10 protein-coding genes are annotated in these 11,888 nt (G+C 59.8%); 8 read left to right on the top strand and 2 right to left on the bottom strand.

Annotated features, from left to right (window positions below; all coding sequences use genetic code 11):
• Positions 1-54: 54 nt before the first annotated feature.
• Complete coding sequence (locus tag NTD86_RS23185; RefSeq protein ID WP_262205722.1) at positions 55-1,704, bottom strand: Na+/H+ antiporter; 1,650 nt, start codon at positions 1,702-1,704, stop codon at positions 55-57.
• Positions 1,705-1,924: 220 nt separating this feature from the next.
• Here NTD86_RS23185 and NTD86_RS23180 point away from each other — a divergent pair, with 220 nt between their 5' ends.
• The 4 genes from NTD86_RS23180 (at position 1,925) to NTD86_RS23165 (ending at position 5,065) form a co-directional block, all read left to right on the top strand.
• A complete protein-coding gene (locus NTD86_RS23180; RefSeq protein ID WP_262205721.1) occupies positions 1,925-2,314 on the top strand; it encodes an ArsC family reductase in 390 nt (129 codons plus the stop codon).
• 47 nt (positions 2,315-2,361) lie between these two features.
• The gene (gene dapD / locus NTD86_RS23175; RefSeq protein WP_262205720.1) at positions 2,362-3,396 is read left to right on the top strand and encodes a 2,3,4,5-tetrahydropyridine-2,6-dicarboxylate N-succinyltransferase; all 1,035 of its coding nucleotides are present in this window, start codon (positions 2,362-2,364) and stop codon (positions 3,394-3,396) included.
• Positions 3,397-3,458: 62 nt separating this feature from the next.
• Positions 3,459-4,664 (top strand): aminotransferase class V-fold PLP-dependent enzyme, encoded by a 1,206-nt coding sequence (locus NTD86_RS23170; RefSeq protein WP_262205719.1) that lies wholly within the window; start codon positions 3,459-3,461, stop codon positions 4,662-4,664.
• Positions 4,661-5,065: a SufE family protein gene (locus tag NTD86_RS23165; RefSeq protein ID WP_262205718.1), complete on the top strand. Its 405-nt coding sequence runs from the start codon at positions 4,661-4,663 to the stop codon at positions 5,063-5,065. Before NTD86_RS23170 ends, NTD86_RS23165 begins: the two co-directional genes overlap by 4 nt.
• 559 nt (positions 5,066-5,624) lie before the next feature.
• Here the strand turns inward: NTD86_RS23165 and tcdA are convergent.
• On the bottom strand, positions 5,625-6,443 hold the full coding sequence (gene tcdA / locus NTD86_RS23160) for a tRNA cyclic N6-threonylcarbamoyladenosine(37) synthase TcdA (protein WP_262205717.1): 819 nt from the start codon (positions 6,441-6,443) through the stop codon (positions 5,625-5,627).
• Between the two features lie 276 nt (positions 6,444-6,719).
• On the opposite strand from tcdA, the gene NTD86_RS23155 reads away from it, so the two are divergent.
• From NTD86_RS23155 to NTD86_RS23140, 4 genes are all read left to right on the top strand, one after another.
• A complete protein-coding gene (locus NTD86_RS23155) occupies positions 6,720-9,311 on the top strand; it encodes a glycosyltransferase (protein WP_262205716.1) in 2,592 nt (863 codons plus the stop codon).
• Between the two features lie 106 nt (positions 9,312-9,417).
• On the top strand, positions 9,418-10,569 hold the full coding sequence (dapE, locus tag NTD86_RS23150) for a succinyl-diaminopimelate desuccinylase (RefSeq protein WP_262205715.1): 1,152 nt from the start codon (positions 9,418-9,420) through the stop codon (positions 10,567-10,569).
• Entirely contained in the window at positions 10,569-11,378 is an 810-nt protein-coding gene (locus NTD86_RS23145) for a putative RNA methyltransferase (RefSeq protein ID WP_262205714.1), read from the top strand. Before dapE ends, NTD86_RS23145 begins: the two co-directional genes overlap by 1 nt.
• 81 nt (positions 11,379-11,459) lie before the next feature.
• Positions 11,460-11,834, top strand: a complete 375-nt coding sequence (locus NTD86_RS23140) for a hypothetical protein (RefSeq protein WP_262205713.1) — start codon at positions 11,460-11,462, stop codon at positions 11,832-11,834.
• The last annotated feature ends 54 nt before the right edge of the window (positions 11,835-11,888 follow it).

Raw genomic sequence — 11,888 nt, 5'->3', positions numbered from 1 at the left:
ATCTTTTGATCGTTCAAAAGCTCGCTCCTACAGGGAATCGGTGTATGACCCGCCCTACTTCACCGTCCCAAGATTCGCTTCGCTCAAATCCAGGTCACGCAGAATCTCACTGAGCACGTCATCGCCGATCTCATGGTGACGACGCAAGCTGTACAGCTCCAGACGCTGCGCCCTGAGCGCCTTAAGCCGCAATCGGCTTTCCAGCAGGTCCATCTGCGAGGCCAGCGCCTGCGCCTCAGCCGAGTCATTGAAGACTTCGAGCTGATGACGATACTCAGACATGATCCGCGCCTTCAACTCAGCCGCCAGTGCCGCTTGAGCCGCATCTTGCGGGCTATCGGTGGGCTCCACCACATCTTCGGCTTCCAGCGCATGAATCGCGGCCTCAGCGGTACGCCGCCAGGCCTCACGCACTTCTCTACGCATGGCGTCATCCGGACTTTTGGGAATGCCGCGCAGCAACAAGGGCAAAGCGATACAGGCGGCCACCAACGACAGCAGAATCACCCCGGCGGCAATAAAGATCAGCAGGTCACGCTCCGGAAAATCAACGCCCGCGCTGATCAACAGCGGGACCGACATCACGCCCGCCAACGTCACCGCACCGCGCACCCCACCGACCGTCAGCAACCAGCACGAACGGGCCGTCGGCACCATGGTCAGCTCGCCCTTGCCACGCCAGCGACGCAATAGCCCAAACAAGCGCCAGATGCTTTGCACCCAGATGAAACGCAACGCGACCAGCACCAGGAAAATCGCGATCACATCCAGGCAGCGATAAAACAAAGTTGGCCACAGGGTGGTTTCGTGGCTGACCACCGCCTTGATGATGTCTGGCAGTTGCAAGCCCAATAGCAGAAAGATCAGGCCATTGAATGCAAACTCCAACAGCCCCCACACACTGCGGTTAAGCAGCCGGGTGCTGGTTTGCCGCGGCAACAGATCAAGCCAGCTTTGCATCATCCCCGCCGCCACGGCCGACAAAATGCCCGAGGCGCCCAGGCGTTCGGCCAGCACATAAGCCGCAAATGGCAATAACAGCATGAAGACTACATGGGTCGCCGGGTCATCCCAGCCGCGACCGATCATCCAGGCCCGCAGGCGCCCGACCAGCCAGCTCAAGGCCACGCCGATGGCCAAACCGCCGCAGGCCACCAACACAAATGTCACGCTGGCATTGGTCAGCGAGAACACCCCGGTAATCGCCGCGACCAGGGCAAATTTAAAGGTCACCAGGCCCGACGCATCGTTCATCAAGGCTTCGCCCTGAAGCATATGCATCAACGGGCCAGGCAAGCGGTTCTGGGAAATGGCCGACACGGCCACGGCATCGGTGGGTGACAGCACGGCAGCCAGGGCGAACGCCACCGGCAAGGGAATGGTCGGCAAGAGCCAGTGAATGAAATAGCCCGCGCCCACCACGGTGAACAACACCAAGCCCACGGCCAAGGTCAGGATAGGCCCCCGCAAACGCCAGAATTCACGCTTGGGCATGCGCCAGCCATCGGAGAACAGCAAAGGCGGCAAGAACAGAAAGAGAAACAGCTCAGGGTCCAGTGCAACGTGCAAACCCAAGGTAGGCCAGGCCAATACGGCACCCGCAGCAATTTGCACCAAGGGTAGAGGTAGAGGGATCACACGCCCCAGTAAACGCGAGACTCCTACCAGCATCAGCAGGATGAGTACGGTATAGGCGGTTTGCATATCTACAGAATTCCCGAACGATCAGCTTTGACTAAACAGCTTTTAATCAAACATAACTAGAAATGAATTTAGATTCAGCCCCATAGTAGCTTCAAATGTACGAAGTCGAGCTTGAACATAAGTCTCAATACGCTCACATGTCACAAGAACCTGCCAAGGTTGCAGTCAGCCTGCGCCCCAAGCGCCTCGCCCATGGCATAATCTGCCACCGCGTATTTCCATGCATCTCCAAAGGAAGGGCAATTCAGTGACCGATTCGAGCAAGACGTTGCACCTTTTCGGCATCAAGGCCTGCGACACCATGAAAAAGGCTCGCACCTGGCTGGATGAACATGACGTGCGTTATGACTTCCATGATTACAAAAGCAGTGGTATCGACCGTGAGCACCTGACCCAATGGTGCGACGAACACGGCTGGCAAGTAGTGCTCAACCGCGCCGGCACAACCTTTCGCAAACTCGAAGACGAACAGAAAGCCGATCTCGACCAAGCGAAAGCCATTGAGCTGATGCTCGCCCAACCCTCGATGATCAAGCGCCCGGTGCTCGATCTCGGTAACAAAACCCTGATTGGCTTCAAACCTGATCTTTATGCGGCGGCCCTTCTCTAAGCCCGATGGCCAGAGCCCGCCCATTCATTTTTGTAAGAGGTAATTGCATGTCTACTACCCTATTCAGCGCGGCCTTCGGTGTCGGCACTCAAAACCGTCAAGGCGCATGGCTGGAAGTGTTCTACGCACAGCCCCTGATCAACCCATCGGCCGAACTGATCGCGGCAATCGCACCGGTCCTGGGCTACACCGGCGGCAATCAGGCAATCACCTTCACCACCGCTCAGGCCGCTCAACTGGCAGAAGCCGTCAAGCCGGTCGACGCTGCCCAGGCCGCGCTGCTGACCCGCCTGGCCGAAAGCCACAAGCCGCTGGTTGCCACCCTGCTGGCCGAAGACACCGCATTGACCTCCACCCCAGAGGCATACCTGAAGCTGCACCTGCTGTCCCATCGTCTGGTCAAGCCGCACGGCCTGAGCCTGGCGGGCGTATTCCCGCTGCTGCCGAACGTGGCCTGGACCAACCAGGGCGCCATCGACCTGGGCGAGTTGGCTGAACGTCAACTCGAAGCCCGCCTGCGTGGCGACCTGCTGGAAGTCTTCTCGGTGGACAAGTTCCCGAAAATGACCGACTACGTGGTCCCTGCTGGCGTGCGTATCGCTGACAGCGCGCGGATCCGTCTGGGCGCCTACATCGGCGAAGGCACCACCGTGATGCACGAAGGCTTCGTCAACTTCAACGCCGGCACCGAAGGCCCGGGCATGATCGAAGGCCGTGTATCGGCTGGCGTGTTCGTGGGTAAAGGTTCGGACCTGGGCGGCGGTTGCTCGACCATGGGCACCCTGTCGGGCGGCGGCAACATTGTGATCAAAGTCGGCGAAGGCTGCCTGATCGGCGCCAACGCCGGTATCGGCATTCCGTTGGGCGACCGCAACACCGTTGAGTCGGGCCTGTACGTGACCGCCGGTACCAAAGTCGCGCTGCTGGATGAAAACAACCAACTGGTCAAAGTGGTCAAAGCCCGTGATCTGGCTGGCCAACCTGACCTGTTGTTCCGTCGCAACTCAGAAACCGGCGCTGTGGAATGCAAAACCCACAAGTCGGCCATCGAACTGAACGAAGCGCTGCACGCTCACAACTAAGCGTTTGTCTGCCACTGACGAGGCTGGCTGGTTGCAGCCTCGTCAACAGAGCCTTGAACACCATGCTTTTGCCCTCTCCCTGGCGCGCTGACTTTCCTGCCATCGCCGCCTTGCAACGTCAGGACCAGACCTATCTGGACAACGCTGCGACCACGCAAAAACCTCAAGCCCTGCTCGACGCCCTGACGCACTACTACGCCAGTGGCGCCGCCAATGTGCACCGGGCCCAGCACTTACCGGGCGCCCATGCCACCCAGGCATTCGAGGACACCCGCTGCAAAGTCGCCCAATGGCTCAACGCGGCCGACAGCGGGCAGATCATCTTCACTCACGGTGCCACCTCGGCACTCAATCTTCTGGCTTACGGGCTGGAACACCTCTTCAATCCGGGCGATGAGATTGTTATCAGCGCCCTGGAACACCATGCCAACCTGTTGCCGTGGCAGCAACTTGCCCAGCGTCAACAACTGAGCCTGGTAGTTTTGCCGCTGGATGCCGACGGCGTGATCGATCTCGATGCCGCCGCCCGCCTGATCACCCCGCGCACCCGCCTGCTGGCTGTCAGCCAGTTGTCCAACGTGCTGGGCGTGTGGCAACCGTTGCCCCAATTACTGGCACTGGCCAAGGCGCAGAACGCGCTGACCGTCGTCGATGGCGCGCAGGGCGTTGTTCACGGCCGGCAAGACGTGGAGGCACTGGGCTGCGACTTCTATGTGTTTTCCAGCCACAAACTGTATGGCCCGGACGGATTGGGCGTAGTGTTTGGTCGGCATGCCGCACTGGCCAGCCTGAAACATTGGCAGTTTGGCGGCGAAATGGTGCAAGACGCTGATTACCACCACGCCACCTTCCGTCCTGCGCCGCTGGGTTTTGAAGCGGGCACGCCGCCGATTGCCAGCGTAATTGGCCTGGGCGCGACCCTGAACTACCTGAGCAGCCTCGACCAGACTGCCATCGACGCCCACGAATCGGCGTTACACGCACTACTGGTTGAAGGATTGCAAGAGCGCCCGGGCATTCGCGTGCTGGGTTCGCCGCAACTGGCGCTGGTGAGCTTTGTGGTAGAGGGCGTGCATAACGCCGACCTTGCCCACCTGCTGACCGAGCAAGGCATAGCCGTGCGCGCCGGCCATCACTGCGCCATGCCGTTGCTGAAAAGCCTGGGGTTGGCGGGAGCGATTCGCGTGTCGTTGGCGCTGTACAACGACTCTGAAGATCTTGAGCGCTTTTTCGACGCGCTCGACCAGGCCCTGGAGCTACTGCAATGACCTTGCCTGCTGACGCACTGGCCGCCCTGGACAGCTTTGAACACTGCGCCAGCTGGGAACAGCGCGCCCGCCTGTTGATGCAATGGGGCCAGCGTCTGCCGGAACTGGCGGATGCCGACAAGACCGACGCCAACCGTGTGCATGGCTGTGAAAGTCAGGTGTGGTTGACAGGCGCGCTGAAAGACGGCCACTGGCAATTTGCCGCCAGCAGCGATGCCCGTCTGATTCGCGGGCTGGTGGCATTGCTACTGGCGCGGGTCAATGGCTTGTCCAGCGAAGCGCTGCAACAGGTCGATTTGCCCGACTGGTTTAACCAATTGGGCCTGAGCCGCCAACTGTCACCGTCGCGCAGCAACGGGCTGAATGCCGTCTTGCAACGCATGAAAGAATTGGCAGGCTGAAAGCGCCCTCACCCTAACCCTCTCCCGGAGGGAGAAGGAACTGATCGGGGGGATGCTGCAGATTTACGAACCGTTGATGTCACTGCATTGAACCCATAGTCGACGCGCTTTTCGGGGTGATGATTATTGCCGAACAACGCGGTCGGTCCCCTCTCCCTCCGGGAGAGGAAACTGATCGGGGGATGCTGCAGATTTACGAACCGTTGAAGTCACTGCATTGAACCCATAGTCGACACGCTTTTCGGGGTGATGATTATTGCCGAACAACGCGGTCGGTCCCCTCTCCCTCCGGGAGAGGAAACTGATCGGGGGATGCTGCAGATTTACGAACAGTTGATGTCACTGCATTGGACCCATAGTCGACGCGCTTTTCGGGGTGATGATTATTGCCGAACAACGCGGTCGGTCCCCTCTCCCTCCGGGAGAGGAAACTGATCGGGGGATGCTGCAGATTTACGAACCGTTGAAGTCACTGCATTGAACCCATAGTCGACGCGCTTTTCGGGGTGATGATTATTGCCGAACAACGCGGTCGGTCCCCTCTCCCTCCGGGAGAGGGTTAGGGTGAGGGCTTTGCCTTGATCTTTTCAGAAGGCCGACGCACACCCGCCACAATCTTGTCCACGGCCTTGGTCGCCGCCACCATGCCAAACGTGGCCGTAACCATCATCACGGCGCCAAAACCACCGGCACAGTCGAGCTTCACCCCGTCACCAACAAAACTCTTTTGCAAACAAATGCTGCCATCAGGCTTGGGATAGCGCAGTTGCTCGGTCGAAAACACACACGGCACGCTGTAATGACGGGTCACAGTGCGCGAAAAACCATAATCGCGGCGCAAGGTCGAACGCACTTTCGAGGCCAAAGGGTCGTTGTAGGTACGGTTCAGGTCACACACTTGGATCAATGTCGGGTCAATTTGCCCCCCCGCACCGCCGGTGGTGATGATCTGGATCTTGCGCCGCTTGCACCAGGCGATCAGCGCCGCCTTGGCATTGACGCTGTCGATGCAGTCAATCACGCAGTCAATGTTCGGGGTGATGTACTGCGCCATGGTTTCGCGGGTCACGAAATCTGCCACCGCGTGCACGGTGCAGTCCGGGTTGATCTGGCGCAGACGCTCGGCCATCACCTCGACCTTGTCCCGACCGATGGTCGAGCTCAACGCGTGCAACTGGCGGTTACTGTTGCTGACGCACACGTCATCGAGGTCGAACAACGAGATTTCTCCGACGCCGCAGCGGGCAATGGCCTCGGCCGCCCACGACCCTACGCCGCCCACACCAACGATCGCCACATGCGCTGCACGCAGTCGCTCCAAGCCTTCCAGCCCATATAACCGGGCTACACCGGCAAACCGCGGATCTTCTGTACTCATCGCCAACACCCCAAAAACCGGCGCGCATTATAGGGGCCATGCGCGCCGTTGAGTATCTTTCCCGCACTCTGGGCGACTAAGCCTGCTTTAATTACACATTAGGTAACACGACAAGCATTACACGAAAAAAAGAAAGAACTTAAGTCGGCTGCCACTGCCCAACGCCCGACCTGTTTCCGTGCGCTGTACGGTGAGTCAAAGCGCAGTGTAGGATGCGCGCCGTTTGGCACCTGCCGATCGATCTTCGTTCCACTCCCTTTGGAACCCGTAAACGTTATGTCATCGCGTAAATTTGGACTCAACCTGGTGGTCGTGCTGGCCATCGCTGCCCTGTTCACAGGCTTCTGGGCGCTGATCAACCGCCCGGTTTCGGCCCCCAACTGGCCTGATCAAATCTCCGGTTTTTCGTACTCGCCGTTTCAGCAAGGCCAGTACCCGCAGAAAGACCAATACCCGACCGACGATGAAATGCGTCGCGATCTGGAGATCATCAGCAAGCAGACCGACAACATCCGGACCTACTCGGTCGACGAAACATTGGGGGACATTCCCAAGTTGGCGGAGGAGTTCGGGCTGCGGGTGACCCTCGGTATCTGGATCAGCCCCGATAAAGAGCGCAACGAGCGCGAAATTCAAAAAGCCATCGAACTGGCCAATAACTCGCGCAGCGTCGTGCGCGTGGTGGTCGGCAACGAAGCTCTGTTCCGCGAAGAGATCACCCCTGAGGAGTTGATCGTGTTGCTGGACCGGGTGCGTGCCGCGGTGAAAGTACCCGTTACCACGTCCGAGCAATGGCACATCTGGGAGAAAAACCCGCAACTGGCCAAGCACGTAGACCTGATCGCCGCGCACATTCTGCCGTACTGGGAATTTATCCCGGTCGACAAGGCGGGCCAGTTTGTTCTGGACCGCGCCCGCGATCTGAAAAAAATGTTCCCGAAAAAGCCGCTGCTGCTGTCTGAGGTGGGCTGGCCGAGCAACGGCCGCATGCGTGGTGGTGCCGACGCTTCACCGGCTGACCAGGCGATTTACCTGCGCACGCTGGTCAACAACCTGAACCGTCGCGGTTACAACTATTTCGTCATTGAGGCGTTCGACCAGCCCTGGAAAGCCAGCGATGAAGGCTCGGTAGGCGCTTATTGGGGCGTTTACAACGCAGCGCGCCAACAAAAATTCAACTTTGAAGGCCCTGTGGTTGCCATCCCGCAATGGCGCGTGCTGGCCATCGGGTCGGTGGTGATGGGCTTGCTGTCCCTGGCCTTGCTGCTGATCGACGGCTCGGCCCTGCGTCAACGTGGCCGTACCTTCCTGACTTTCACCGCGTTCCTGTGCGGTTCGGCGCTGGTATGGATCGGCTACGACTACAGCCAGCAATACAGCACCTGGTTCAGCCTGACCGTGGGCTTCCTGCTCGGGTTGGGCGCACTCGGGGTGTTTATTGTGTTGCTCACCGAGGCCCATGAACTGGCCGAAGCGGTTTGGATTCGCAAACGTCGCCGCGAGTTTTTACCGGTCGAAAGCGACAATGCCTACCGACCGAAAGTCTCGATTCATGTGCCGTGCTACAACGAGCCGCCAGAGATGGTCAAACAGACCCTCAATGCCCTGGCCAACCTCGACTACCCGGACTTTGAAGTGTTGCTGATCGACAACAACACCAAGGACCCGGCCGTCTGGGAGCCGGTACGCGACTACTGCGCCACCCTCGGCCCGCGCTTCAAGTTCTTCCATGTGGCACCGCTGGCCGGCTTCAAGGGCGGCGCACTGAACTACCTGATCCCGCACACTGCACCCGATGCCGAAGTGATCGCCGTCATCGACTCCGATTACTGTGTCGACCCTAACTGGCTCAAGCACATGGTGCCGCACTTTGCCGATCCTAAAATCGCCATCGTGCAGTCGCCTCAGGACTACCGCGACCAGGCCGAAAGCACCTTTAAAAAGCTCTGCTATTCGGAATACAAGGGCTTCTTCCACATCGGCATGGTGACCCGCAACGACCGTGACGCGATCATTCAGCACGGCACCATGACCATGACCCGTCGCTCGGTGCTCGAAGAGCTGGGCTGGGCGGACTGGTGCATCTGTGAAGATGCCGAACTGGGCCTGCGGGTATTCGAGAAAGGTTATTCCGCAGCCTATTCCCACAACAGCTACGGCAAAGGGCTGATGCCCGATACCTTTATCGACTTTAAGAAACAGCGATTCCGCTGGGCCTATGGTGCGATTCAGATTATCAAGCGTCACGCTTCCAGCCTGCTGTTGGGCAAAAATACCGAGCTGACTCGCGGCCAGCGCTATCACTTCCTGGCGGGCTGGTTGCCGTGGGTGGCAGACGGCATGAACATCTTCTTCACCGTCGGCGCCCTGCTGTGGTCGGCGGCGATGATTATTGTGCCGACGCGGGTCGATCCGCCGCTGCTGATCTTTGCTATCCCACCGTTGGCGCTGTTTGCGTTCAAGGTCGGCAAGATCATCTTCCTGTACCGCCGCGCCGTGGGGGTCAACCTCAAGGATGCGTTTGCTGCAGCACTGGCCGGTCTGGCGTTGTCGCACACCATTGCCAAAGCGGTGCTGTACGGTTTCTTCACCACCAGCATTCCGTTCTTTCGCACCCCTAAAAACGCCGACAACCACGGCTTTTGGGTGGCCATTTCGGAAGCCCGTGAAGAGCTGTTCATCATGCTCTTGCTGTGGGGCGCCGCCTTGGGGATCTACTGTGTCCAGGGCCTGCCCAGCAACGACATGCGCTTCTGGGTGGTGATGCTGCTGGTGCAATCGCTGCCCTATCTGGCAGCGCTGATCATGGCCTTCGCCTCGTCTCTGCCCAAACCGGCAGAGGCCAGCGAAGAACAACCCGCAGCCTAAATTGCGCATCACGACTAAACGGCGGCCTCTGGCCGCCGTTTTGCTTTAAGATAACCGCCCTTTTGTGCCGTGCCGCCCGCACTTGTCCCGCTTCGGAGTCCCTATCATGACGGCCCATGCCGACCTTTCGCCGACCCTGCAACTTGCCTGCGATCTGATCCGTCGCCCTTCCGTGACGCCGATCGACGCCGACTGCCAGAAGCTGATGATGCAGCGCCTGGGTGATGCCGGCTTCAAGCTGGAACCCATGCGCATCGAAGACGTCGACAACTTCTGGGCCACCCATGGCAAACACGAAGGCCCGGTGCTGTGCTTCGCCGGCCACACCGACGTGGTGCCCACCGGCCCGGTGCAAGCCTGGCAAAACGACCCGTTTGATGCGTTGATCGACGAGCACGGCATGCTCTGCGGCCGCGGTGCTGCCGACATGAAAGGCAGCCTGGCGTCCATGGTGGTTGCCGCTGAACGCTTTGTGGCCGACTACCCGGACCACAAGGGTTCGGTCGCATTTCTGATCACCAGCGACGAAGAAGGCCCGGCCCACCACGGCACCAAAGCCGTGGTCGAGCGCTTCGCAGCACGTAACGAGCGTCTGGACTGGTGCATCGTGGGCGAGCCTTCGAGCACCACACTGGTCGGTGACGTGGTCAAAAATGGCCGCCGCGGTTCGTTGGGCGCCAAGCTCACTGTTCGCGGTGTTCAGGGCCACGTTGCCTACCCGCATCTGGCAAAGAATCCGATCCACTTGGCCGCGCCTGCGCTGGCCGAATTGGCTGCCGAACATTGGGACGACGGCAACGCGTTCTTCCCGCCGACCAGCTTCCAGATCTCCAACATCAACTCCGGTACCGGCGCGACCAACGTAATCCCTGGTGATCTGTTTGCAGTCTTCAACTTCCGTTTCTCGACCGAATCCACCGTCGAAGGGTTGCAACAGCGTGTGGCCGACATCCTCGACAAACACGGCCTGGACTGGCACGTCGAGTGGGCACTGTCTGGCCTGCCGTTCCTGACCGAGCCGGGCGCCCTGCTGGACGCCGTCTCGTCGAGCATCAAACAAGTGACAGGCCGCGAAACCAAAGCCTCCACCAGCGGTGGCACCTCGGATGGTCGCTTCATTGCCACCCTGGGCACGCAAGTGGTTGAACTGGGGCCGGTCAACGCGACCATTCACCAGGTCAATGAGCGGGTGCTGGCCAGCGATCTCGACGTGCTGACCGAGATCTACTACCAAACCCTGATCAAGTTGCTCGCCTGATGCTCGCGTGCCCTATTTGCTCAGAACCGCTCACCGCGGTCGACAATGGCGTGGTCTGCCCGGCAGGCCATCGCTTTGACCGCGCTCGCCAGGGCTATTTGAACCTGTTGCCGGTACAGCACAAAAACAGCCGCGACCCAGGCGATAACCAGGCCATGGTTGAAGCCCGCCGCGACTTTCTCAACGCAGGCCACTATGCCCCCGTCGCCAAGCGCCTGGCCGAACTGGCCGCTGAACGCGCGCCGCAACGCTGGCTCGACATCGGCTGCGGAGAGGGCTATTACACCGCCCAAATCGCTGAAGCCTTGCCTGAGGCTGACGGCTACGCACTGGACATCTCCCGCGAGGCAGTCAAGCGCGCCTGCAAGCGTGACCCGAGCGTGACCTGGCTGGTCGCCAGCATGGCCCGCGTACCGCTGGCCGATGCCAGTTGCCAATTTCTGGCGAGCGTTTTCAGCCCGCTGGACTGGCTCGAAGCCAAGCGCCTGCTCAGCCCCGGTGGCGGTTTGATGAGGGTCGGCCCTACCCGCGGCCACCTGATGGAGCTGCGTGAACGGCTGTACGACGAAGTGCGCGACTACACCGATGACAAGCATTTGGCGTTGGTGCCTGAAGGCATGCAGTTGCAACACAGCGAAACCCTGGAATTCACGCTGAGCTTGAGTAAACCTCAAGACCGCGCGAACTTGCTGGCCATGACCCCCCACGGCTGGCGCGCCAGTGCCGAGCGTCGGGCGCAGGTCATCGAGCACCCTGAGCCTTTAAAGGTGACGGTGTCCATGCGTTACGATTACTTCGTGCTTCAATAACCCACTTTACGGCCTGCTGCGACTGCGGCAGGCCCGACTAATCCGCGAATGGATTTTTCAGACACGCAGTGAGGACCATCCATGCGCCAGCCCGATATCGAGATTTACCTGAAGGAAGCGGTCACTTACAAAGAAGTCGCCGAGTGGCTGTCCACCGCTCTGGGCACCTGCTCGCAGTGGAAACAAAAAGGCCAGGTATGGAAATGCAGAGCCGGTAATGTCCCGGTGACCTGGATGCCAAAAGCCGTGGGCAAATGGAACAGCCTGTACCTGGAAAGCGATCAAACACCGTGGGACGACGACATTGCCTGCGCCCGAGACGCTTTCAAGGCGCTGAACGTAGAAGTCCGTTGCGCACCCGGCACGTGGGAAGAGGAGCAAGGTGAAGACGACGCCGACCGCTGGATCCGCGTCAGCGCAGAGGGCGAAGAAGAAATCACCTGGCGTACGTCCTGATCCATACAGCAACACCCTGCAGGAGCGGGGGTTGGGCGCGGGCGTTTTTATTTA

This window comes from Pseudomonas sp. 7P_10.2_Bac1, from assembly GCF_025465935.1.
Classification (GTDB): Bacteria; Pseudomonadota; Gammaproteobacteria; order Pseudomonadales; family Pseudomonadaceae; genus Aquipseudomonas.
Note: the sequence above shows the minus strand (reverse complement) of the source record. Positions and strands in the feature narration are given on the sequence as shown.